At 29.4% G+C, this 26,349-nt stretch carries 20 protein-coding genes and 1 pseudogene; 20 read left to right on the forward strand and 1 reads right to left on the reverse strand.

The window, feature by feature from the left end; genetic code table 11:
• Nucleotides 1–105 precede the first annotated feature (105 nt).
• The 10 genes from Q1A15_RS18880 to Q1A15_RS18925 all read left to right on the forward strand — a co-directional run bounded on the left by Q1A15_RS18880 (nt 106) and on the right by Q1A15_RS18925 (nt 11,144).
• Nucleotides 106–1,743, forward strand: a complete 1,638-nt coding sequence (locus tag Q1A15_RS18880; RefSeq protein ID WP_299627647.1) for an amidase family protein — start codon at nt 106–108, stop codon at nt 1,741–1,743.
• A 48-nt stretch (nt 1,744–1,791) separates the two neighbouring features.
• Nucleotides 1,792–3,147 (forward strand): 30S ribosomal protein S12 methylthiotransferase RimO, encoded by a 1,356-nt coding sequence (gene rimO, locus Q1A15_RS18885; RefSeq protein ID WP_299627649.1) that lies wholly within the window; start codon nt 1,792–1,794, stop codon nt 3,145–3,147.
• A gap of 180 nt (nt 3,148–3,327) precedes the next feature.
• Nucleotides 3,328–5,547, forward strand: a complete 2,220-nt coding sequence (locus tag Q1A15_RS18890; protein WP_299627651.1) for a hypothetical protein — start codon at nt 3,328–3,330, stop codon at nt 5,545–5,547.
• Between the two features lie 330 nt (nt 5,548–5,877).
• Entirely contained in the window at nt 5,878–6,132 is a 255-nt protein-coding gene (locus Q1A15_RS18895) for a hypothetical protein (protein ID WP_299627653.1), read from the forward strand.
• A complete protein-coding gene (locus Q1A15_RS18900; RefSeq protein ID WP_299627656.1) occupies nt 6,133–7,542 on the forward strand; it encodes a GspE/PulE family protein in 1,410 nt (469 codons plus the stop codon). It begins immediately after the preceding gene.
• A 2-nt stretch (nt 7,543–7,544) separates the two neighbouring features.
• Nucleotides 7,545–7,997, forward strand: coding sequence for a hypothetical protein (locus tag Q1A15_RS18905; protein WP_299627658.1), 453 nt, complete (start codon nt 7,545–7,547; stop codon nt 7,995–7,997).
• Nucleotides 7,998–8,000: 3 nt separating this feature from the next.
• Entirely contained in the window at nt 8,001–9,248 is a 1,248-nt protein-coding gene (locus tag Q1A15_RS18910; RefSeq protein WP_299627660.1) for a hypothetical protein, read from the forward strand.
• Nucleotides 9,236–9,577, forward strand: coding sequence for a hypothetical protein (locus Q1A15_RS18915; RefSeq protein ID WP_299627662.1), 342 nt, complete (start codon nt 9,236–9,238; stop codon nt 9,575–9,577). Before Q1A15_RS18910 ends, Q1A15_RS18915 begins: the two co-directional genes overlap by 13 nt.
• Nucleotides 9,564–10,013, forward strand: a complete 450-nt coding sequence (locus Q1A15_RS18920) for a type II secretion system protein (protein WP_299627664.1) — start codon at nt 9,564–9,566, stop codon at nt 10,011–10,013. Before Q1A15_RS18915 ends, Q1A15_RS18920 begins: the two co-directional genes overlap by 14 nt.
• A gap of 6 nt (nt 10,014–10,019) precedes the next feature.
• The gene (locus Q1A15_RS18925; protein ID WP_299627666.1) at nt 10,020–11,144 is read left to right on the forward strand and encodes a type II secretion system F family protein; all 1,125 of its coding nucleotides are present in this window, start codon (nt 10,020–10,022) and stop codon (nt 11,142–11,144) included.
• A gap of 1 nt (nt 11,145) precedes the next feature.
• Here the strand turns inward: Q1A15_RS18925 and Q1A15_RS18930 are convergent, their stop codons facing one another.
• Nucleotides 11,146–11,559, reverse strand: coding sequence for a prepilin-type N-terminal cleavage/methylation domain-containing protein (locus Q1A15_RS18930; RefSeq protein WP_299627668.1), 414 nt, complete (start codon nt 11,557–11,559; stop codon nt 11,146–11,148).
• 83 nt (nt 11,560–11,642) lie between these two features.
• On the opposite strand from Q1A15_RS18930, the gene Q1A15_RS18935 reads away from it, so the two are divergent.
• From Q1A15_RS18935 to Q1A15_RS18980, 10 genes and pseudogenes are all read left to right on the forward strand, one after another.
• Nucleotides 11,643–11,996 carry a hypothetical protein gene (locus Q1A15_RS18935; RefSeq protein ID WP_299627670.1) on the forward strand — a complete coding sequence of 118 codons (354 nt, stop codon included), beginning with the start codon at nt 11,643–11,645 and terminating at the stop codon, nt 11,994–11,996.
• Nucleotides 11,997–12,002: 6 nt separating this feature from the next.
• On the forward strand, nt 12,003–14,135 hold the full coding sequence (locus Q1A15_RS18940; protein ID WP_299627672.1) for a general secretion pathway protein GspD: 2,133 nt from the start codon (nt 12,003–12,005) through the stop codon (nt 14,133–14,135).
• 2 nt (nt 14,136–14,137) lie between these two features.
• Nucleotides 14,138–15,316 carry a hypothetical protein gene (locus Q1A15_RS18945; protein ID WP_299627674.1) on the forward strand — a complete coding sequence of 393 codons (1,179 nt, stop codon included), beginning with the start codon at nt 14,138–14,140 and terminating at the stop codon, nt 15,314–15,316.
• Nucleotides 15,316–15,834 (forward strand): hypothetical protein, encoded by a 519-nt coding sequence (locus tag Q1A15_RS18950; protein WP_299627676.1) that lies wholly within the window; start codon nt 15,316–15,318, stop codon nt 15,832–15,834. Before Q1A15_RS18945 ends, Q1A15_RS18950 begins: the two co-directional genes overlap by 1 nt.
• A 130-nt stretch (nt 15,835–15,964) precedes the next feature.
• Nucleotides 15,965–19,507 carry an RHS repeat domain-containing protein gene (locus tag Q1A15_RS18955; RefSeq protein WP_299627678.1) on the forward strand — a complete coding sequence of 1,181 codons (3,543 nt, stop codon included), beginning with the start codon at nt 15,965–15,967 and terminating at the stop codon, nt 19,505–19,507.
• A 7-nt stretch (nt 19,508–19,514) separates the two neighbouring features.
• Nucleotides 19,515–24,125 (forward strand): DUF6443 domain-containing protein, encoded by a 4,611-nt coding sequence (locus Q1A15_RS18960; protein ID WP_299627680.1) that lies wholly within the window; start codon nt 19,515–19,517, stop codon nt 24,123–24,125.
• Nucleotide 24,126: 1 nt separating this feature from the next.
• A complete protein-coding gene (locus Q1A15_RS18965; protein ID WP_299627682.1) occupies nt 24,127–24,585 on the forward strand; it encodes a hypothetical protein in 459 nt (152 codons plus the stop codon).
• A 202-nt stretch (nt 24,586–24,787) separates the two neighbouring features.
• Nucleotides 24,788–24,979: a LacI family DNA-binding transcriptional regulator gene (locus Q1A15_RS18970; RefSeq protein WP_299627684.1), complete on the forward strand. Its 192-nt coding sequence runs from the start codon at nt 24,788–24,790 to the stop codon at nt 24,977–24,979.
• Between the two features lie 708 nt (nt 24,980–25,687).
• Nucleotides 25,688–25,834 carry a hypothetical protein gene (locus Q1A15_RS18975; protein ID WP_299627686.1) on the forward strand — a complete coding sequence of 49 codons (147 nt, stop codon included), beginning with the start codon at nt 25,688–25,690 and terminating at the stop codon, nt 25,832–25,834.
• Between the two features lie 289 nt (nt 25,835–26,123).
• A pseudogene (locus Q1A15_RS18980) lies at nt 26,124–26,349 on the forward strand (transposase); the annotation flags it as partial.

Consider the following 26,349-nt stretch of genomic DNA (forward strand, 5'->3'; position numbering starts at 1 on the left):
AATTCAAATATAAGATATTCGTAATAACCTTATTTAACTTAGTTTTTAGGGACTTAAATTATTCATATCTTTATCATATTCAATAAATCTTCAAAACACAACTTTGTGAAAAATATAATAACCCTACTAGTCATATTTATTTTAATTGGCTGTAAAGAACAAGAGAAAAAAGAAGCAATTCAATATTTTAAGAAGTATGATGAAACTGCTGAAATAGATCAACAGCAAAGTCATGAAAACTCTAGAATGAAGTTTAAGTTACTTCAATCGAAGTTTTTAAATATGAATGAAGTATTCGAGCCTTTTCAAAAAGATTTAGAACAGTTTTCAGAAGAAGAATATAATAGGTTAAAACCTTTAATTATAGAAAGATCGATTCCTGTTATTCAGCAATCTATTAAAGAAGGAAATTTGAGTTATGAAAAACTAACATTGTTTTATTTGTATAGAATTAGAAAGTTTGAAAGTGATTCTACAAAATACTTAAATGCTATTATTAGTTTAAATCCAAATGTAATTCAAGAAGCAAAAGAAAGAGATAAAGCAGCCAAAGAAAAAGAAGTTGATATTTCTTCGGTGTTTGGAATGCCAATTTTGTTGAAAGATAATATCAATACAACTAATATGGTAACTACAGCTGGAGCTTTAGCGCTAAAAGACAATCAAACTAATGATGCTTTTATTACAAAACAATTGAAGACGAATAAAGCTCTAATTCTAGGAAAAGTTAATTTGAGTGAATGGGCGTATTATTTCTGTTCTGGTTGTCCGCTTGGATATAGTGCGATTGGAGGTCAAACTTTAAATCCATACGGAAGGAAAGTTTTTGAAACTGGAGGATCAAGTGCTGGAAGTGGAGTTGCTACTGCTGCAAATTATGCTGTTGCTACAATTGGAACAGAAACAGCAGGATCAATAACATCACCATCAAGTCAGAATTCGGTAGTTGGATTAAAACCTACAATAGGTTTATTAAGTCGTTCAGGAATCGTTCCAATTTCTAGTACATTAGATACACCTGGACCAATGACTAAAAGTGTAATTGATAATTATATTCTTTTAAAAGCTTTATTAGGGAAAGATACATCAGACGAAAAATCGTTTGAACTAACTGAAGATGAAAAGCAGTTTAAAACACAAAATTTAGAAGGGAAAAAGTTAGGAGTTTTCACAGCATTATTAAATGATTCTATCTACAAGAAAACAATAGATGAGATAAAATCAGCTGGAGCTACAATTGTTGAAATATCACCAGAACAAACAAGTTTACAAGGTTTCCTAACCTTATTAAACATTGATATGAAACATGATTTGCCTAAGTATTTAAATGATAAGAAAGTTTCAGAAAAAACAGTAAAAGATCTTGTCGTATTTAATGAGCAAGATTCAATTTTGAGAGCGCCTTATGGTCAACAACTTTTTGAAGGAATTGTAAAAGATACGACATCTGCAGATGCATTTGTAAAAGTGAAATCAAATTTAAAAGAAGCAGGTTTATCTTATTTTAAAGTTTTTGAAACTGAAAAATTAGATGCAATCCTTTCTATTAATAATTTTCATTCAGCATATTCAGCAGTAGCAGAGTATCCTAATTTAACAATTCCGATGGGATACAAAGAAACAGGAGAACCAATTAGTTTGACTTTCATTGGTTTACCAAAAACAGAGTTTAAACTATTATCATTAGGTATGGCTTTTGAAAAATTAACAAAAGAGAGAAAATTACCTAAAGACTATGAGTGATTTATGACGAATAAATCATAATTTTGCACACCTTAAATTTTTAGATAGATGCGCACAAAATCTACAAAACAAAATAAGATCAACGTTGTAACCTTAGGATGTTCTAAAAACGTTTACGATAGTGAAGTGTTAATGGGACAGTTAAAAGCTAATGGTAAAAATGTTGTACATGAAGATCCTGAAGATGATGGAAATATTGTAGTAATTAACACTTGTGGTTTTATAGGTAAAGCCAAAGAAGAGAGTGTTGATACCATTTTACATTACGCGCAAAAAAAGGAAAGAGGAGAAGTTGATAAAGTTTTCGTTTCTGGTTGTTTAAGTGAACGTTATAAACCAGATTTAGAAAAAGAGATCACCAATGTAGATCAGTATTTTGGAACACACGATTTACCAAATCTTTTAAAAGTTTTAGAAGCAGATTACAAACACGAACTAATTGGTGAGCGTTTAACGACAACACCAAAGCACTATGCATATTTAAAAATTGCAGAAGGTTGCGATCGTCCATGTTCATTCTGTGCCATTCCATTAATGCGAGGAAAACATAAATCTACACCAATTGAAGATTTAGTGATTGAAGCTACAAAGTTGGCAGCAAATGGAATTAAAGAAATCATGTTAATTGCTCAAGATTTAACATATTATGGATTAGATATCTATAAAAAAAGAGCTTTAGCAGATTTATTAAGAGCGTTGGTAAAAGTTGATGGAATAGAATGGATTCGTTTGCATTATGCATTTCCAACAGGATTTCCAATGGATGTATTAGAAGTAATGAAAACAGAACCTAAAGTTTGTAATTACTTAGATATTCCATTACAACATATCAATACAGAGATTTTAAAATCGATGAAACGTGGAACAACTCACGAAAAAACAACAAACTTAATTCATAAGTTTAGAGAGTTTGTTCCAGATATGGCAATTCGTACCACACTAATTGTTGGATATCCTGGAGAAACAGAAGAGCAATTCCAAGAGTTAAAAGATTGGGTTGAAGAAATGCGTTTTGAACGTTTAGGTGCTTTTGAATATTCTCATGAGGAAAATACAGGAGCTTATGTTTTAGAAGACGATGTTCCTGCTGATGTGAAATTCCGTAGAGTAAATGAAATTATGGAAGTTCAAAGTCAGATTTCTTGGGAGTTAAATCAAGAAAAAATAGGAAAAACTTTCCGTTGTTTATTCGATAGAAAAGATGGAGAGTATTACTATGGAAGAACAGAGTTTGATTCACCAGATGTTGATAATGATGTTATTGTAGATGCAACAGAACATTACATCAAATTAGGAGAGTTTATCGATGTTGAAATTTATGATGCTGGAGATTTTGATTTACACGGAAAACCAACAGTAAAACAAGAGCCTTTCGTTCCGATGAATCAACGAAAGAAAAAATAAAAAACACTAAAATTAATCCTGCGAGAGCAGGATTTTTTTATTGAGAAAACCCGCTTTTTGAGACAGGAAAAACCTTTGTAAATCAGAGGTTAAAATTCTGAAGAATATCAAGTTTTATCATTGGTTTTTAGCTTTTTGGATGTTTTAGATTGCAAAAGTAAATTATAAACCTTTTGAATCATGTCAACCAAAGAAAAGAACACTACCATTCACTTTAAATCCAGTGAAAAAACAAAATCATTACAGCTAATTGCTTATTTATTTGATAAGAATAAGAAGTTAGTAGAAAAAGTAACAATCAAAGATGATAAAGCTTCATTCAAATCTACTTTTGATAGAAGAAATAGTTCTACAGTACTAGTATTACCTAGTGACGAAGCTATTGCTAACGAGAATGATTATGAAATTCTGGTAACAAAACACAAAGCTTACAGACCAAAAATTCGTTTAAACAGGAGTCAAACTTTAGAAGCTTTAGCTGTACCAGACAAATTAACTGCATTCTGGTTTCGAAAGAAATGTAGAGTTTTAGGAAACGTATCTAAAGTTTTTAATATCAATAATTTTAAAGATAGAAAAGGCTTATGTAATATGCGTGTGCATATTTGTGAAGTAGATAGAATAGAATGGTTGTTGCCAAGAGTTCCAGATGATATCATCATTAAAATTCCAGATTTAATTTTATATCCAGAAATTCCAATGCCGATTCCTACGCTTAAAGATATTCCTGAAAAACCAAAACCACTTCCATTACCTAATTTAAACTTTAATTTTTTTGAAGGAACTAAAAGACCAGAATTAAGTATCAAATTGCCAGAGGAAAATAAATTAGTTTTATCAAAGTTAACACAGCCAATAGTATCTAATCAAAAAGTACTTAGTGTTTTACAAAGTAAAAACCCGAAGTTAATTCGAGAAACAATATTAGATAACTTTCAATTGTTTCATCCTGTTATATGCTTTGTTCCGTGGTTGTGGCATTATTTTTATAGATGTGATCATTTAACAACTGTGTACACAGATAATAATGGAGATTTTGATACTGAAATTTCATATTCAATTTTTGGAGATCATCCTGATTTGTATTTCTGGGTTGAAGCTTTTATCGATGGACAATGGGTAACTGTGTACAAACCTTGGTTGTCTTGTAATACTTATTGGAATTATAAATGTGGAACAGAAGTGAACATAAATATTACTGATGAAAGAGTGCGTTGGGAATGCTCTAATGATATTGACGGAGAATTAATTTGGATTAAGAGAATTAACTGGGGAACAAGTGTTTCTCATATTGAACAAAGAAATACTAACGGATTACCTATTCAGGGGAAATTGTTAAACCGACAAGGATTAACAGATACTCACGAAACCAAAGGAAACTTCAGAAGACCTTTTGGAAAGAACTTATCATTTGTGGTTCAGTTCAGTAAAGATTTACCAAGTAATAAGTATACATATTATAGATGGTCGTATAAAAAAGTAATGCATGCAGATTTATCACCTGCCGTTATTGAAAGAAAACGCTTCAATAATTTAGTTCAGAAAACATATTCATATACATTCAGAGATTCAAACGGACATTTACATTTTAACTATAATGCTGTTAAGTTAGGTCCTTTTGATATTGCTTCTGAAAGAGATTTATATTTAATACCAACCAGTTCGCCACAAGATGCACCATTCAATGCAACTGAGCAAGATGCAGATTGGGATAGAAATACAAGAACTATAGCTTTTGATTCTTCGCTAGATGGAGATGGATTGTATGAGTTTACTCTAGAACTTTTTGATAAAAACGGAAATAAGGTTACTAACATACCAAATGAATTATTCCAAATTCCAAATTTTGATACGTTCACACCATCTGTAAATGCACCATCTATAAATCTGGTCAATAATGTTGGAACAAATACTTGTAGTGCTTTTAAAATGGTCATGCGAATAGATAACAGTCCGACTCAAGCAGATATTTATAAAATAAAAGTAGATGGAGTAGAGGTGAATCCTACTTGCTGTGGTTTTGTTCCTTATGAAAATGTAAACTCTAATATAGAAATTAAATTTAGAGCTTATCATCCACACAATTTCGCAGATTTAAGTTTTGTGGTACAAAAAGGAACATGTAAAGATGATGTACAAACTAAAAAAACAAATGCAAAAGGAATGGTGATAGGAGATGCAATAACAGACACGAGTCCTAACTATATAAGGAACGATTTTAGTCAGTACACAAAAACATTCAAACCAGCAGATTTATTAGGGATTTGTAATAGAGAAGAAAGAGCAGCTTTTGCACAACGATTATATGTAAATGCTTTAGCCACAAATGGAGATCGAGAGATAGATGCTTTTGATTCTTCTAAGTTAGTAGCATTTGCGTTAGATAAAAAGGAGAGTTAGTATACGTTAGTTTATTTGTCTTAATTAAAACCTCGAGAATTAAAAATATTCTCGAGGTTGTTTTTAAATATTTAATTTTGCGATTAAATAATTCTATTACATATAATTTAACTGTTGATTTATCTATATCTATTATTATTGCTGTTAATTTTCTTTCAGGATTTCAGAGAGAGAGAAGTTTATGCTGTATTATTTTATGCGTTAATTTTTATAGGAGGTTATATTTTTTACACAAAAACTTTTTTTGAACTGTATCTTTTTTCTGTTGGAATAAACTTTGTTTTTCTATTATTACTTAGTCTGTGTTTATGGTTATATACAAGATTTAAAATGAAACAATCATTATTTTCTGCTATTGGTTTGGGTGATTTTTTATTTTTTATAGCTCTTGCTGTTGCTTTTCCTTTAACAACATTTTTAATAATTTTTATTACCTCATTATTATTTTCATTATTGTTATTTTTAGTAATTAAGAAAAAACTGAAAGAGAAAACAGTTCCTTTGGCAGGATTTCAAGCTATCTTCTTGTTTTTAATTTTATTATTAAATTTGACATTCGATATAGTTAACCTATATACCGTTTAAATGAAAGAAAAAGTTTTTGATTTATCTACAGATTTAGTGCAGTTAATTCCTTCTGAATTAGCTTATGAGTACAGGATAATTCCAATAGATAATACGAATAATGAAATTACATTTTTAACTGATTCTAAAGATGAAATAGAACTTAAAAATGAATTAGAGATAGTTTTAGGAAATACTGTAAAGCTAGAAAAAGAAAATAAGGAGAGTATTAATAAATATTTACTCACTAATTATAGAAAGAGAAATTCAGGTACTTCTACATTAACATATTCAGATGATTTTTTATTAAATATAATTCATGAAGCTAAAGAAATAGGAAGTAGTGATATCCATTTTGAGGCTTTTGAAGAACATAATAAAGTTCGATTTAGAATAGATGGAAAGCTTATAGAAAAATATTTAATCTCTTTAGGAGAATATCCAAAAATAGTAAACAGACTAAAAATCATGTCTGGAATGGATATTTCCGAAAAAAGATTGCCTCAAGATGGGAGAATAAATATAACGACTGCATATGAAGATTTTGATATTAGAGTTTCTTCTTTACCTACATTACATGGAGAAAAGTTAGTTTTACGTATTCTTTCCAAGAATAATGTTGCAATTCAACTAGATAAATTAGGGTTTACTGAAGAAGAATTACGTTCATATAAAAGAGCTGTGAAAAAGCCGAATGGAATTATACTAATATCTGGCCCTACAGGATCAGGTAAGACAACAACATTATATGCAACGTTAAAAGAATTAAATAAAGAAGATACAAATATTCTTACAATAGAAGACCCTATAGAATATACGTTAGAAGGTGTAAATCAGGTACAGTTAAAAGAAGACATAGGTTTAGATTTTGCTAGTACCTTGAAGACATTTTTGCGTCAAGATCCAGATATCATAATGGTCGGTGAAATTAGAGATGTAGCCACTGCTAATATGGCTATTAGAGCTGCATTGACAGGACATTTAGTATTGTCTACAATCCATACGAACTCAGCATGGGGAACAGTTTCACGATTAATAGATATGGGAGTTCCTTCTTTTTTAATTGCTAGTACATTGAATGTAAGTATTGCACAACGATTAGTAAGGAAATTATGTAATCATTGTAAAGTTGAAGTAAAAGTTAAAGAAGAAGATGTTCCAGAAGAACTGTTTAATAGCAAACAACTTAAAACACATTATAAAGCTGTAGGTTGTGAACATTGTTATCAAACAGGTTATAAAGGAAGAAAAGCTGTTTATGAAATTATTCCTGTAACAAAGCCTATTGAAAAAGCAATTAAGAAAGAAGCATCTGAAATAGAAAGTTACTTAACAGAAAATGATATTAAAACATTAAAAGATAACGCTTTGATTTTGTTGAAAGAAGGAGTGACGTCGGTGGATGAAGTGTATTCATTATTAATATCATAAAGATGAAAAAGCAACAAAAAACATACCTGTTATTAGCTCTAGTTATTATTGTCTGGAGTATTGTGATTTTTCAATTTTTTGGTTACGTTAATGAAAATGAACAAGTACTTCCTGAAGTAAATTACGCGAACTTTAAGCCAAATAAATTCACCAAGAAAGAAAGTTATAAGGTTAGTGTTCATAATAGAGACCCTTTCTTAGGAACATATCGAGTCGTAAAAAAAGCCACACCAAAAAATAAGAAAGTAAGAAAAAAAGAACCAATTATATTTCCTCAAATTAAATATAAAGGAATTATAGTTAATGGAAATAGTAAATCTTTTATTGTTGCTATAGATGGTAGGCAAAAAATAATGAAATTAGGTGTAAAAACTAATGATGTAAAGCTGGTTTCAGGTTCTAAGAAAGAAATTAAAATATTGTATAAAGGTTCATATAAAACAATAAAAAAATAAATGTTGAAGTGGGGTAAAAAAATAAATGCTGGAGCACTTCAATACGTACTAGTTATAGCTGTAATTATTCTTATTATTTTGTTTGCTTTTATTCAATTAATAAACTTACAGCAAAAGACAAATCTAAAAAAAACATTGTATCAAAAGGCTGTTTTAAACGCTAATAATAGTTTCAAGTTTATAGAGGCAAAATCAGTTGGAAATAATAAAGATTTTAAGATAAACTTTCTAGAAAATTCAAATGAAGAAGTTATTCTTAAAAAAAGTTATTGGGGTATTTTTGATTTAATTAATATTACTTCAATAGTAAACAAGGAAAAAGTAAATAAAATAGGTCTCATAGGAAATAAAATTGAGCAAAAAAAAGCGATTTACTTAACAGATAACAATACCCCTTTGGTTTTAGTTGGGAACTCTAAAATTCAAGGCGAAGTATACTTGCCGTTTAGAGGAGTTAAATCAGGAAATATAGCAGGGAATTCATTTTATGGAGGGCAGTTAATTCAGGGAGTTATAAAAAGAAGTTCGTCTAACTTACCTAAAAATGATAGAATACAATCTATCGAAAAAAGACTGGAAGGCTTATTAAATAATGAAGAGAACTTTGAACTTAAAGAAGATTTAAAGGTAATTCGATCTTTTAATGAAAAACCATTACACTATAGAGCTGAAGGAACATTAGTATTACAAAAAGTTTTACTAAAAGGAAACATTATAATTTCATCTCAAAAGAAAATAATTGTAACAAAAGAAACAACATTAGAAGACATCGTTATAATTGCTCCAGAAATAGAAATAGCAACAGGAGTTAAAGGGAGTTTTCAAGCTTTTGCAGCTGATAAGATCAATGTAGGTAGTAACGTAGATTTATATTACCCTTCTGCTTTAGTTGTAAATTTAAAAAAAGAAAAGTTAGAAAATAATAATGGTCTCTTTGTAAATAACAATACTAGTATAAAAGGAACATTGATTTTTTTAAAACAAGAAAAAGAAAGTTTAAATTATTTTCCTCAATTAATATTAGGAGAATATACAAAAATAACTGGAGAAGTTTTTTGCAAAGGCAATACAGAACTTAAAGGAAGTGTAACAGGAGAATTATATACAGACGGATTTATAGCAATTCAGGCAGGTAGTAAATATGTTAATCATATATATAATGGTAACGTTAATGCTAACGATCTCCATAATCAGTATGTTGGTTTAGGTGTAGTTTCAAAAGAAAAAGGAGTTGCTAAATGGTTATACTAAAAAAAATCAAAGCCTCTTCATTAAATGAAGTATTAGTCGCTACAGTTATTGTTGTTTTAGTATTTGGAATAGCAATGGCAATCTTAAGTAATTTATTACGAAATTTAAGTTTGCGTGAAACTCATGAGCAAAATACAGTATTAAAAGAGTTAATGTATCAATATCAAAATGAAAAGATAAAGATTCCATATAATGCTGATGATAGTAAATTTAATTATCAAATAACCTCTACAAAAGAAAATGATTTATACTGGGTAACTTTTGAAGTTACAGGTAAGAGAAGTAATAAAACATTAATGAATAAAATTATCGTTAATGAAAAAGACTAGAGCATTTACATTAACAGAGCTAATAGTCGTTATGATAATATCTACAATTGTAGTTTCATTAGCATTTACAGCTTTGTCTATGGTGAAGAAACAAATAAGAATTATAGAAAAAAGATTGTATTTAAAGGAAGAATTAGTGCAATTAGAGAAAATATTAACAAGAGATTTTAATACATTTCGTACAATTACATTTAATAGCGATATAGTAAAATTCAGCCATGCTTTAGATTCTGTAACATATAAAATAGAAGACACTTTTGTATTGCGAAATAAAGATTCAATTCAATTGAGCTTAAAAAACACCTCATTGTTTTTAAATGGAGTTAAAGTAGCAAAAGGCAATGTGGATGCCATAAGATTTGAAATAGGAGAGTTAAATAACAGACCGACTTTTATATATACTGAAAAGGACGCCGCTTTTTATTTAAATAATTAGATTATAATGGGATTTGAAATTAAAAATGCTACAAAGAATAAAGCAACAAAAGAGTTTGATATAGATACTATTCTTAAAAAAGAAATATCACTATTTGGTAATTCTTTCTCAGATAAGAAAAAAGAGGCATTTTATACAGAATTAGTTGTTTTATTACAGGCAGGTTTAGAGTTGAAAAACGCTTTAGATTTAATTTCTAAAGAACAAAAGAAGGAAAACGATAAGAAATTATTCGAAGAAGTTATTGATGATTTAATTTCTGGAAAAAACTTCTCTGATGCACTTAAAGGGAAAAAAGCTTTTTCAGATTATGAGTTTTATTCTGTACAAATAGGAGAACGAGCAGGAACTTTAATTGAAGTAATAGAAGAATTGAGCCTTTTTTATAAGAGAAAAAACGAGCAAAGAAGAAATATAATAAGTGCACTTTCTTATCCTGTTATTATATTAATTACAGCCTTTTTTGCTGTAGTATTTATGATGCAGTTTGTGGTGCCTATGTTTGCTGATATTTTTAAGCAAAATAAAGTAGAATTACCATGGATAACTAGTAAAATAATAGGAGTGTCTAACTTTTTTAGAGGTTACTATTGGACACTTTTATTAGGAGTTGTATTATTTTTTATACTAAGGAAAGTTTTTTCAAGTAAGACTTGGTATAAGAATTTTTCGTCATTGTTATTATTAAAAACGCCTTTCGTAGGAGAGTTTTTTAGAAAAGTAAAAATAGCCCAATTCACACAGGCAATTACATTGTTGATAGGAGCTAAAGTACCTTTGTTAAATGGAATTCAGTTAACTCAAAAGATGATTACATTTTATCCCCTTCAACAAGCATTATATGAAATAGAATCAGATATTTTATTGGGTAAGTCACTTTCAGAAAGTATAAGTCAACATGCTGTATTTGATTCAAAAATGGTGGCACTAATAAAAGTAGCAGAAGAGACTAATCAAAATCATGTGATATTTCAAAGACTTACAGAACAATATAATAAAGATATAGAGTATAGGTCAAAAAATTTAAGTGCAGTACTAGAACCAGTAATTATTTTATTTTTAGGTGCTATTATAGCCACTATATTAGTAGCAATGTATATTCCGATGTTTAACTTAAGTACTGTGATTTAAATTAGTCTTTAACAACTTCTTTTAAATTTCTGTTTTCGTCAATTTCCCAAACATTTTTTACACCATCACCATCAAAATCTTCAATTGCTGTAGCTCTAGCTTTAAAAGAATTTTTAGAAGCTTCAATTATTTCATAGCTATAATATACATTGTTTCCTGAAACATCATTAGATGGGGGTATATAATCTATGTCGTCAAAATTGTTTGAGTATTTCAAGTTTACATAAAAGTAATCTCTTTGTAGACTATGTAAATGTCCTAATTGTAATTTAGCTTCCATAGTTCTAGCTTTGTTAACTTGTCCAAGTAGTTTAGGCATAGCGATTAAAACTAGAATTCCTATAATTACCATTACTACCAACAACTCTTGTAAGTTGAAAGCAGCTACTTTTTTGTTTAATAATTTCAATTTCATGTCAATACCTTTTTATTTCGATATCGCAAAATTATAAAAAAGAAATTATTTTATACTTTTACACCCGATTTTAATTAAACAATATGAAAAAGACAATAATAATTGGAATATTTTTAACTATGTTGCTTAGTTGCGAAGCGATATTTGTTGAAAATATAAGTGATGAAACTGTTGAGGTTTTAGCACCTAAAAGTGAATTAACAGTAGATGCTGGTTCTATTACCTTTTCTTGGGAAGAACTAGAAGGAACTGATGAATATCACTTAAAAATTGCGACACCTAATTTTTTAAATGCAAGTCAAATAGTGTTAGATACTGTCATAGAGAAAAGATTTTTTTCTCAAAGTTTAAGTACGGGAGAATATGAATGGACTATTATTGGGAAAAATTCGGAGTACGAAACCTTAGAAGAAATTTATAAATTAACTATAAGATAATTGAAGTTGAAAAAGAGCATAGTTTTTATAATAATAGTATTATTGAGTTTACCTTTTTTCGGTCAACAAAAAGATAATAGAATACTTTTATTAGCAAGTAAATTAGATAGCTTGGGAGCTAAGATACCAGCGTTGTATGAGACAATAGATTTTAATGTTAGTGATGTTGAATTACCTGTCTTATTAAATACAATTGCGCAAAAGAAAAAGATTAATATTAGTATTAATTCAGATTTAAGCATTTATAGAGTTACAGATAACTTTTCAAACGTATCTGTTAAAGATATTTTATTACATCTGTGTAGTAAACATTCACTTTCTGTTAGCTCAGTAGGAAATATTATTTCAATACGAAAATATCAAGAAAAAGAAGTCAAAGTTAAACGAGAAATCCCTGTAGAATATAATAAAGAGAAAGATCTTTTCTCAATTGATTTGAAAAATGATAGTTTATCAGTTGCATTAAGGAGAATTACAGATGTAACTGGAGAAAATATGTTATTTGATGTCGGTTCAAGAGATCCTAAAATAACTGCTTTTATTAAAAATAAACCTTTAGAAGGCGCTATTGATAAAATTGCATTTACTAATAATTTAAATGTAACAAAAACCAAGGATGGTTATTTCTTATTCCAGACAATAGATATCCCTCAGGGTAATGGAACGAATGGAAGTCAAAATAGAAATTCAAGAGTATATAGAGATTCTGGTTTGTCTTTTAAAATTTTGGATTCTATAAATAAGATTATAGAAGTTGATTTTGATAACATAGATGTTGGAGAAATAATTAAAGAGGTAGGATATCAGTTAAATATAGATATGTATACCGATACCGCATTAACTGGTATATCAAAAAAATCCTTTAAAGCAAAGGAAATTACTTATGATAATTTATTGACTAAAATTTTAGAAGGAACGAAATTAAGATTTAAGAAAGAAGATAACATTTATTATTTTTCTACGAAGGATAAAGAGTCAATAAAAAATTATGTGACAATTCCTCTAATACATCGTTCTATAGAGATAATGTCTACACCAACTAGTAATAGAAATAATTTTGATTCATTCTCTGGAGGAAATGTAGGTGGGAACTTCGGAACTATTGGTGCTTTTGGAAATCAAGGGAATTCAATAAATGGTAATTCTTCATTTGTTGGAGGTACAAGATCTCAAAATTTTAATACTAATAGAAGAAGACAAATAAATTCAGGAAATCAAGGTGCTTTCAATAACTATAATAATCAAACCGAAGCTTTATTAAGTTTAATTCCTAAAAGTTTAATTAAAGATTTAGAAGTAAACATTGATACTGAGTTGAATAGTTTTATTGTTGCTGGAGAATCACAGGCTGTAGAGAGGTTTAGAACATTTGTGAAAAAAATCGATAAGCCTGTACCTTTAATATTCATAGAAGTAATGATTTTAGAAGTTAGTAAAACTTCTACAGTTAATACTGGAGTAGAATTAGGATTAGGTGATGCGCCAGTAAGTGACAGTGGAAAATTATTTCCTTCATCAGAAGTTACTTTAGGAGCGAAAACATTAAATAGAATTATTGGAGGATTTAATGGTTTTGGATCATTAAATGTAGGAAGAGTTGTTCCGAATTTCTATGCTAAGATACAAGCAATGGAAAGTAATGGAAATATAAAAATTAGATCTCAGCCTAAGCTTTCAACTCTAAATGGTCACGAAGCGGTTTTATCTAACGGTGAAAGAGAATATTATGCTGTAGTTAGAAGAGATATTATAGGTACGCAAAACCCTCAAACTACGGAAATAAGAAATTATGTGCCTATCGATGCAGATTTATCTATTTCAATTAAACCTATGGTTGCAGGAGATAATCAAATTACATTAAGTATTAATGTACTTCAGTCTAGTTTTAACGAAGGGAGTAGAATAGATGCAGAAGCTCCTCCTGGATTAAATTCTAGAGAATTCACTTCTATTATTAGAGTAAAAAATCAAGATGTAGTTATTCTAGGTGGATTAGAAGAAAACTTAAAAAATGATTCAGGTTCTGGAGTTCCTTTTTTAGCTAGAATTCCTATAATAAAGTGGTTTTTCAGCAAAAAAACTAGAATAGATTCGAAAAAGAAACTTTCAGTAATTATAAAACCAACGATAATTAATTAACGATGAAAGATCGTTTATTTTTCGGGAAAACTTTTTGTGCGGTTGAATTTTCATTCGATGCAGAAGGTAATGAAGTATATTACAGTCTTCAGCTTTTAAAGAAGCAGAAAGAGTTAGAGATAAAAAAGTCGGAACAATTTACTGATTTAGTAGCTTTATGTAAAGAGTTAAAAAAAGACAATCAAGATCATATAGTTTTGGTTGTTAATAACAAACAAGTACTTTCTAAAAATTTGGATAAATTAAATGATGAAAAGAAAGTATTGTTTAAGAGAGCTTATCCTTCACTTTCTTTAAATGATTTTTATGTCCAAATAACTGAATTATTAAATCATATTAGTATCTCAGTAATAAGAGAGAGTTATATAATTGAATTAACTAAAAGTTTTTCTAATCATCAGATCGAAGTTTTAGATATTTACTTAGGGAATGCTTCATTTTCTTCACTAGCAAATATTGTCCAAGAGAGTCAAGTTTACACATCTAATGCTAAATTAAAAATAACTGAAGAAAAGGTTGAGAGTATAGAGAGTAAATCATTTGAAAGTGAGAATTATCTTATAAACGGACTTCAGATAAATAGTAAATATATTTTATCGCTTAATGCAATAGTCAATTTTTATTTGATTAAAAATGTAGCTTATGAAAATAGTAAGTTAAACGACTTTAAAAACAGAAAAATATTTAACCTTGGATATAAAACAGTACTAGGAATTATTTTTATGTTAGTGTTAGCTAATTTTATGTTTTTTAATAATTATAACACTAAAGTTAACAATTTAAGCCAACAGTTAGAAGTTAAAAAAGGTGTGAAATTAAAGCTTAAAAAGTTAAAGGCTAATGTAAAAAAGAAACAAAAGTTATTAGCAGAACTTCAAAACTCGTCTTCATTTTCAGTTTCAAAATATGCAGATCAAGTTGTGGCAGAGATGCCATCTTCAATTATTTTAAGTGACATTATTTACCAACCATTATCTCGTCCTCTTAAAAAAGATAAAGAGACAAATTTTAAAACTAAAGAAATTGAAATAAAAGGATTGTTAAGTGATTATGTAGAGTTTACAGAATGGATAGACGGAATTGAAAAAAAGAGTTGGGTTAAAGAGTTGTCGCAATTAACAACTGAAAAGGAAAAGAAAAAAAAGAATTCTAATTTTCACATTTTAATTCGAGTTAAATAATGAACTATAGAAAAAGAAACATATTACTACTCATAGGTTTTGTAGTTAGTTTACCTATTTTATACTTAATAAGTTTTGAAAGTACTATTGAATTAAAAAGAAATTTAGAAAGGTTAACAAAGGAAAAAGACGCCACAGATAATGTAAGTTCAAATATTATCAGATTAAGACAACAAGAAAAGTATATAGATTCAATCCTAAAGAGTAAAAATGTATTATTAAATAACTCTTTCCAACAAATTTTATTGAAAAAAATCAATTCTTATCAGAATCAAAACGACATTGAGATTATAGAGTTCAATAATTATATGGAGGTTGTTGATAATGGAATACGATCTCAAATGTATCCGATAATTATCAAAGGAAATTATAATTCTTTATTGCACTTTCTTAACTTTTTTGAACAACAAGGTTTAGGGGAAATTAAATCATATAGTTTTAAAAAGAAGAAAGACTATTCGAGAAGAAAAGATTACTTAGTCTTAGAATTATTATTAAAAAGAGTTCTTTCTGAATAATTTTAAAAAAACATGGGTAACAAATTTAAGATCAATACACATTACAATAAGTCAAACAAAAATATGTAATTTTGCATCGAATTTTAAAAAAGATTGTTATTTAAAATTAATTGCTAAAAATCATTTATTTATGAGAAAATTATCAATCAGTATTTCTATGCTGTTATTGTCTGTATTTGGGTACGGACAAAATCTACCTGAAATAGTTCCACCTTCACCATCGGTTGGAGCATTAATGAAAATAGAACAGGTACCTGTAAGTAATTATACAGGTCAGCCTAATATTAATTTACCTCTTGTTTCTAAGCAAGTAGCGAATAATTTAGCCATTAATTTTGGTTTAAATTACCATACTACGGGTATAAAAACGACAGAGAAATCTGGTTGGGTTGGTACCGGTTGGTCTTTACAAGGAGAAGCTGTAATTTCTAGAAGTGTAGTTGGAATTCCTGATGACTATAATGATATATATGGCGGAAGTAAAAAAGTAGGTGTATACCATAATGGATATTTTGATTTAGAGTGGAGACCTACTGGTCGTTTGTTATTAGCAGACGATCCAGCTATAAATCGTTTTTTATGGAATGCTAGTGGAAAAGGAAGTGGAAGTGATGCTAATGAAGGTGCTTTTGATAAAGAGCTAGATATCTATCAAGTAAATATTTTTGGAAAAACAGCACGTTTTGTTATGCCAAAAGAAGGAAATACTTTGGTAGTAAAAATGCTATCAAATTCGTCAAATTTAAAAGTAGAACCGATTTATAATACTTCCACATTTAGTATAAGTTCTTTTAAAGTTACAGATACTATGGGGGTTCAGTATATTTTATCAGAAAAAGAAGAAACAATAAATATAGCTTTTTCAGGTTCAATTAGCCAAGGTAGAGATGCGGTAGGTAATACTTCACAAGAATCTAGAACAGAATATGTTTCATCTTGGAAAGCAACTTCAATACAAAGGATAAATACCACAGAGCTTTTAAAATTAGAATATCAAACAGTCACTCAAGAGTTAGAATTACCAAAAACTTATGTCACGAATAAGATAACGGATTTAGGTTTACCTAATGCTTCTGCACCACTAGAGTATAAAATGATTGAAACTTTTGAAAGTGAAGTTGGAGATTTTTGTCAAGTTTGTCCTCAATATAATAGAACTATAGCGTTACCTCAAAGAACAGTTTCTGTACTACGTCAAAATTTAATAACAAAAAAATTAAAGAAAGTAACTGTTACAGAAACAGGAGAAACTATTGTGTTTAACTTAAAATCTGGTGTGCACCCAGAATATTTATCTGGTGGTAAGATTTTAAATGATATTGAATATAAAGATGGTTTTGGGAAATCAATAAAGAAAGTTGTGTTTACGTACTCAACGAATTCAGCGAATCGTCTTTTCTTAGATCGTTATGATGAGATATTTAACGGAACAGGTACATTAACCCATCGTTTTGGCTATAATAGAAAATCAGAACTTCCAGTTTATAACAATTCAGATAATAAAACAACAGATATTTGGGGATATACAAAGGCTGACGATTCTTTTAAATCAAAATTATTACAATTACCGACTAAATCTGCTGATCCTGATCATGTAACGACAGGAGTTTTACAAGTAATCCACTATCCAACAGGAGGTTCTCAGGTTTTTGAATTTGAATCTAATACTTTCTCTTCTCATGGTGATGCATTATTTACAAATGATGAGTTTAAAAATTTGAATCCAAACAATTATGATGTTTTATCTAAGATTCAAAATATGACATTGAGTGGGAATGCTAGCGATGCTGGTTATTCTCAGCAAAATATCACGATAACAGTTAACGAAACTACTTCAACTACATTGTCTCCAACAATTACAAGTGGAAGTCAAAATGTAATCGATAATACAAAATTTGTATTAGAAAAGATAACATCTAATGGAAGTATAATTAGCTCTGAAAATTATCCAGTAAATAAAGAAAGTAGTATAGAATTAACACCAGGTACGTATAGATTTAGATTGTTTTCGCTTAGTTTAAACTCAGGGACTAGTATTTTAGGAATTACAAAGTCGTTACCTTCTAATATACTAGCAGTAAATACAAGAGTATATTATAAGAGTTATAAATCGAATTTAGAACGTTTCATTTTTGGAGGAGGAGTTAGAATAAAAACAATTCATCTTAAAGCAGAACCATTAGCTTTAGAAAGTGATAAAACAATTAACTTTGAATATAAGAATGCAAAGAATGGTTCAGAGTCAAGTGGAGTTATTGACGGATTCTTTACTAAGCAACGTGCTTACTCGGTAAACAAAACTCATATTTTTGGATATTATACAGGTCCAGTGGCAACAAATGTATTAGGATTTAGTGCAGAACCAATTGTAGTAAGTTATGATATTACAGAATATTTAAATAACCCATATATTAGCTTGACACAAGGAGCAGATGTTGGTTATGAAAAAGTTTTTGTTTCAGAATTAAATAACGGATATTCAGAATACGAATATACATCTGCCAAAACTTTCCCTACTTACGGACAAAATTATGGGTACCCATTCATTCCTGTTAAAAGTAAGGCTCATTTACATGGAAGCTTGGTGCGTGAACGAATATTTTCTGAATCGAATAAACTACTTAATGAAGTAATCAATTCTTATGATGAAAAAGAAGAAAAAGTTACTTTTAATATTTTTACTCAAGATAAAGACGATTGTGCTTATTATCAATTTTATAGTACTTACGATGCTTATTTAGCTAAATTTCCAAGTACAGGTAGAGAATTTTTATTTGATACAAATTTAAGTTCTAGATCTGGAATTTATGATAATTGTGGAAGTGAAGGTATTCCAGTTTGGAGATACTTTATCGATCAATATCACAGTAGATATCTATTAAATAAAAGAATATCTAAAAGCTATTTTTATCCAGCTTCAGGAAATGCTGTAGTAACTACGAATGTAGAAGATATTTATTATAATAGCCGTGATTTAGTAACGAGTACTACAATGACCAATAGTAAAGAAGAGCAAATTTCTACAACAAACAAATATGCTCATGAAGCTAATAATTCACGTTTAATCTCTGAAAATCGTATTACTACTCCTATAGAGGTAAAAACATCTAAACTTTTAGGTTTATCAGAAACAATTTTAAGTAAACAAAATACGGTTTACAAAGATTTTGGAAATGGTTTTTATATGCCAGAAAAAGTTCAAACGAGTAAAGGGAGTCAAATTTTAGAAGACCGAGTAGTTTACCATAGTTATGATAACAAAGGAAATCCAACAGAGGTAAGTAAAAAAGACGGAACTTCAGTAGTTTATATCTGGGGATACAATCAAACGCAACCTATTGCTAAAATAGAAGGAGCAACCTTAAGCACAATTCCGTCAGCTACAATTACAAATCTTCAAACCTTATCGAATAACGATAATGATCGAAGTATTAATACAACAGGATCAGAAGGCGCTTTACGTGTTGCATTAAACAACCTACGTAATTTAACAGCTTTAAAAGATGCTCTAGTAACCACATTTACTTACGATCCATTAGTTGGAGTAACAAGTATTACCGATCCAAGAGGAGAAACTATTTATTATGAATATGATGAATTTAATAGACTAAAGTTGATCAGAAATTCAGAAGGTCATATTGTTACAGAACACCAGTACAACTACAAAAACTAAAGATGCAATGAAAAAGATATTCTATATATTATTACTAGTTCCTGTTATCGTATTCTCACAGAATACGAATGAGAACTATGTGGTTACAAAAGCTTATAAAGAAGCGAGAACCACACCGATTACAGGTCATGACAAAAATAAGGTTATGACTACCATTCAATACTTTGATGGCTTAGGCCGATTAAAGCAGAGTATTGGATTAGAAGCAGGAGGAAATACAGTTTCTTCTAATGTAATTCCGTTAGATTGGACATCAGGAAACACAGGTTCTACTGATTTTTTCAATAAAAACGGTACCGATTCAGAAAGTAGAATCGTTTCAGGGACGACACCTTTTGGAGATACAGACTTATTATGGGAGTGTATTCCAGATGCAGCGAGTGGTCCAGATGGAGGATGGAATACTGATTATTTTAAGATTGATAATACGAAAAGTTATCGTTATAGTGTTTGGGTAAAACGTATAGGAAGTCATAATGGTACAATTTATCATGGGACACAGAATGTTCGTAACTTAGATGGTACAACTAATGGTAATCCATATTTTTGGCAAGGATTTTTACCTCAATTAGATACATGGTATTTATTAGTAGGAGTAATACATCCTCATTCTTATACAAGTTCAAGAGGTACAGGCACAAGTGGTGTATATGATGTTAATGGAAATAAGATATTAGAAGGAAATGAATTTAAATGGCATTCAGGCGTTCAAACTACAAGGCTAAGAAATTATCTGTACTATTCAACAAACACCAGTGTTCGTCAATATTTTTGGAGTCCATTATTTCAAGAGTTAGATGGTAGTGAGTTACCCTTAGATGCTTTAAAGAATCGTCCAACTACTTTAGTAGGAGAAGAGCAGATAAACGATATTGTTACTCATGTTAGCTACGATAATTTAGGAAGACAAACCAAAGAGTATTTACCATTTACGAATGGATCAAACAACGCAAACCTTCGTACGGGCAATGTTGAATTAGCCACTCAATCATACTATGGCAAAAAATATGCTAAAGATTTTGCAGGAGTAAGTTTACCAGGAGATATCAATGCATATTCAGAAAAAGGATTTGAAAATTCACCATTAAACCGAGTAATGCAACAAGCAGCACCGGGAACAGATTGGAAATTAGGTAATAATCATGAAATTCGATTCGATTACCAAGCCAATCTAGGAAATGAAGTTCGTAAATATTATATAACGACTTTTTTTTCTGACAATCTATATACTCCAACATTACAATTAAATACCGCGAGTAGCAATAATAATGGATATTATAAATTAGGAGAATTAAGTAAGACGATTACCAAGGATGAAAACTGGACTTCAGGTTTAGATCATACTACCGAAGAGTTTAAGAACAAACAAGGACAAGTAGTTTTAAAACGTACATACAATAATAATCAACGACACGATACATATTATGTCTACGATGATTTTGGTAATTTAACTTATGTATTACCACCAAAGGCAGAAGGAACAGTAGCTAAGCCATCAAGTACGGTTTTAAGTGAATTATGTTATCAATACAAATACGATAATAGAAATCGTTTGGTTGAAAAGAAAATACCAGGTAAAGGTTGGGAGTCTATAGTATACAATAGATTAGATAATCCTGTTGTTACTCAGGATGCTGTTTTAGATGCTCAGAAAAAATGGTTATTTACAAAGTATGATAAACTAGGTAGAGTAGTTTATACGGGATATCAAATGAATTCAAGTAGTAGAACAACATATCAAAATGCTGCAAGTTCAACAGCAAATGCTCAATGGGAAGACAGACAAAATTCAGCTAGAGCTTTAGGAGGAACTACTGTTTATTATACAAGTAAAGCTATTCCGACGACGGTGACAGAAGTTTACACAGTAAACTACTATGACACTTATGTAGATTTACCAAGTGGTTTATCAGCTACAGTAACCACGAGTTATGGTCAAACTTCTACAACAAGAACCAAAGGATTAGCTACAGTGACTAAAGTACGAGTTTTATCTACTAACGATTGGATCACAACAGTAAGTTATTACGATGAAAAAGCTCGTCCTATTTATGTATATTCAAAGAATGACTATTTAAATACAATAGACATTGTTGAGAGTAAGTTAGATGATTTTACGGGTAAAGTTTTAGAAACAAAAACTACTCACAAAAAAACAGGAAAGAGTGATATTGTTACTGTAGATCGATATGAGTATGATCATATGGATCGTTTGGTAAGTCAAACACAACAAATAAATGATCAAATCTCAGAACGAATTGTAAAGAACAATTACGATGATTTAGGTCAGTTAGAAAGTAAATTAGTAGGAAACGGGACCAAAGATGGATATAAAGATGTCACTAGTGGTATTTCGATAAGTAACAATACGATTACAAAAACAGGAGCTACTGGTTGGACTCATGGTTTGGCTACACAAGGAACTATTTCAGGAGATGGATATGTAGCATTTACTGCAGGTACTACTAATAAAAATCAAATGATTGGATTGTCTTCATCAAACATTGATGCTAGCTATGTTTCTATAGAATATGCTATTTATCTTAGAAGTAATGGTTTAGTTTCAGTTTATGAATCAAGATCACACAAAGGGTATTTTGGAAACTATACTACAGATGACATATTTAAAGTAGAGCGTATTGGAAATAAGGTTTACTACAAGAGGAATGATATCACTTTTTATGTGTCACAAACAACGTCAAGCAGTAGTTTACTTGGAGATATTAGCTTAGGGCAACAAGGTGCAAAAATCAAAGATTTTAAGATTGTAGATAACAGTAAAGGGTTACAAAAAGTTGATTACAAGTACAATGTTCGAGGATGGTTAACAAATATCAATGAAGATGTGCATAATGACAATGATTTGTTTAACTTTAGAATCAAGTATAACGATAGTGATGTGGAGTTAAGTAAGCGTTTATATAATGGTAATATTTCTCAGACTAGTTGGCAAACTACCAATGTAGATAATAGTAAAAAAACTTATAATTACTCTTATGATGCATTAAATAGAATTACAAATGCTATAGGAGTTACAACGCCATTTTATGATCTTTTTGGGGTTACCTATGATAAAAATGGAAATATTCAAAAACTACACCGACACGGACATCAAGGCACTGAACTAGACTATAATATGGATAGATTAGTGTACTCTTATCAAGGAAATAAGCTTACCAAAGTAGCGGATAATGGAAATAAAGCCTTTGGTTTTAAAGATGGTAATACCTCAGGAGATGATTATACTTACGATGCCAATGGTAATATGATTACCGATGCAAATAAAGGTATAACCAATATATCTTATAATCATTTAAATTTACCAGTAGTAGTTAGTTTTGAAGATGATAGTAGTATAAGTTATAAATATGATGCTTCAGGTATGAAACTTTATAAGCAAACTGTTAATGAAACTACAGGAGAAGAAAGCTTTACTAGTTATGCTGGTAATTATGTTTATGAAGCAAATAATTTACAATTCTTCAACCATGCAGAAGGATATGTAAAAGCAGATGTCACATCGAGCGGAGTTGAGATGGATTATGTATACCAATACAAAGATCATTTAGGAAATGTTCGTTTATCATATACCGACAATAATAACGATGGTAACATTACCCAAAATGAAATTGTAGAAGAATCTAATTATTATCCATTTGGTTTGAAACATAAAGGGTATAATGATATGGTACAGCCTCACGGTAACTCATTTGCCCAAAAATGGGATTATCTAGGTCAAGAAAGACAAGAAGAATTAGATTTAAACTGGATAACTTTTAGGTATAGAAATGCTGATCCATCTCTAGGTAGATTTTTTGGTGTTGATCCAGTATCAAGTGAATACATGTCTATTTCTACATATCAATTCGCTCATAATAATCCTGTGTGGAAAATCGAGATTGAAGGGTTAGAAGGTGAACCAATAAATTTACCAGATATAATAAATCATGAGCCTATAAGAATGCCTACGGGTATGTACGGAACTGTTTATAGTGCGCCAGATAAAAGAACTGCAAGAGCAGATTTGGTAATGAGTAGAATTGATAATGATGTGGCAAAGAGATTAATAAGTCATTATGCACATGGTAATAGGCAGTCTGTAAAATTATCCGAATCTCAAATGGAACAAATAAACCCCTATCCAGTTTCAGTATTTGCAGGATCAAATGCAAAAACAAGAAGGAAAGAAGCCTCAAGGTTTTTAGATAAATTGAACTCTCTAAAACCAGGAGAAACTAAAGCTATAAAACAATCAGTGTTGGGGCAAACAAGATCTCCTGGAACATTGGGACGATTTACAATTATATTTGAAGGAGATTTAACCAAAGATGATGATGGAAAAAACTGGAGCTTTGAAGGAACTATGCAGTTTTATGATATATGGGATTTTGATAAAAAGAAGGATGGAGTAAGAAGTGAGTCATCTGAATTTATGGCTAAAATAGGGAGAACATATTTAATAGGAGATGGTTTTGAGGTTTTTAGTGAAGCTATACCTGTTCAACAATCTAGTAAAAATAAAAAACAGGTTGATTGGTGGAATAATAAAAATTTTAAAGATGAAAAAGCAAATATAGCTGAATGGCAAATGAAAATTTTAAAATTTATTTTTAAATAATATGAAAAATTTAATAATTTTTTTAAATGTTTTATTCTTAACTATTAATGTTTCATGTAAAAAGAATAATAACGAAAAGTGTAGAATTGATGATCTAAAAAAAGCAATTATTTTGCCAAAAAAATATGATTTTATTTTTTGTGAATCAAGGGTATATGAAGTGTTGATTCATTTAAAGTTAGATGAAAAAAATATTTCATTTTTTTTAAATAATAATCCAAAATTTTTGTTGTATAAAGAAATAGAAAAAAGTATTCCATCATCTCATTATATTTTTTTTAATAGACTTGAAGATTACTTCAAGAATAAAGATTATCCTGATATTAGTAATACATATTTTTATGAGGTTGATGGTAATCATAACAATTACTTATCTTGTATTTTAACTAGTGAAGGTGATCTTTTTATGATATTTGAGAAAGGTGCATTACCAGTAAAGTGGGATAATAAGTTAAATTAAACATCGAAGTAAAAATAAATCCTTTGTTTCTACTAGTTTTTTAAATTATGACAAGTAAGGCAAAATAAATGATTAATATAATAACCACAACATTTTAAATAAATGTTGTGGTTTTTTATTTGTGTAGATTTTTATCCAGTTTAATAAGTAAGAAAATCACACTTTTTGTATATTCCTAAACTATTATTAGGAGTATTACTTTATGAGTAAACGATTAACATTAAAAGATATAGCCAAAGAGTTTAATGTGTCTATTGCAACGGTTTCTAAGGCGATTCAAGATAAACACGATATAAGTACCACATTAAAGCAAAAGATTTTAGCTTATGCTGCAAAACATAATTATGTGCCCCCCGCTAGCGCCCGAATCCTTTCGGGTGCCAAGCAAGAGTAAGTAAAAACAATAATTAAATATAATAGCCACAACATTTTTATAAGTGTTGTGGTTTTTTGTTTTTAAGGTACAGAGTAATTTCTAATTGTATAGAACAACTAGATATAAGAAGAAGTTGATGTTCTTACCATAAACAAGATAAAGAGAATAAAATTCTAGTATTTACGGAATCTCACAAAACTACAATGTTAAAGGTTAGTAGCTTTACTGTGTAAGTAAAATAGTTTACTATTTTTACCATTGAAACATACAATATAGGTGTTTACTTATCACAAGCACCTTGTACAGGAATCCGTCAAATTTCAATAACAGCTACGCAAATGAAATAATAATTAGAAAGATACTTGTTTTCTCATATTTTATTAGTTTTAAGAACCACACAATAACAATAATAATCAAACAGAAGCTGCAACATTTTATAAAATGTTGCAGCTTTTTATGTTAGGTATATACATTAAAACTAAAGCTATAAAAGACTAATTCTTACAGTATAAAAAAATGCAAATTAACACCTAAATCTAATGTTTTCAGTGTTTTATGTCTTTAAATGCTGTGATTAACCATTTACACATTTTTTCAGTCTATTTAAATAAAATTTAGAACGTTTCATCAAATTTCTATAGTAGAAACTTAATTAATTTATATAGTTTCGCGCTTCGAGGGGACAAATTTATTTTAATTACAAATTGCTAAAATTCAATTAATCTTATGAGAAAAATATTGTTGAGCATTAGTTTAATGCTTATTGCTGCTATGTCTTTTGGACAAAACGGAAATAATCCCCCCGCTAGTCCTCGAATGTATTATTATTGGTTAGCGCTCGATTCTATCGAGTGCCGTTTACGAGTAAGTTAATAGAGTTTTACTTTTATATATAAGCCACGTTATTTTAAGATAGCGTGGTTTTTTGTTTTTAAGAATATGCTTGTTTGGTTTTATGATAACTAATAGCCATATCAATTAAGTCATAAATTTTAGCTTTTTCATCGTCATCAAAACTTTCAATATCCCTCGCTAGCCACCGCTAGCGCCCGAATCCTTTCGGGTGCCAAGTAAGAGTGATCAATAACATTAATTAAATATATAAAACCATAACAGAGAATGTTATGGTTTTTTTGTTCAGTTTTTATATTTTAGTAAAGCTATGAGTAGAAAATATAAATTCCATAATGGATCAGGCATTTATTTTGTGTCTTTTGCTACAGTATATTGGGTAGATGTATTTACAAGACAAATTTATTTCGATGTACTGGTAGATAGTATAAAGTATTGTAGAGAACACAAAGGTTTGGTGCTGTATTGCTATTGTTTTATGCCAAATCATGTGCATTTTATATTCAGATCTACAAAAGAACAACCAATGGAATTAT

The sequence above is a fragment of the uncultured Tenacibaculum sp. genome (genome assembly GCF_947495995.1).
In the GTDB taxonomy this organism is placed as follows: Bacteria; Bacteroidota; Bacteroidia; order Flavobacteriales; family Flavobacteriaceae; genus Polaribacter.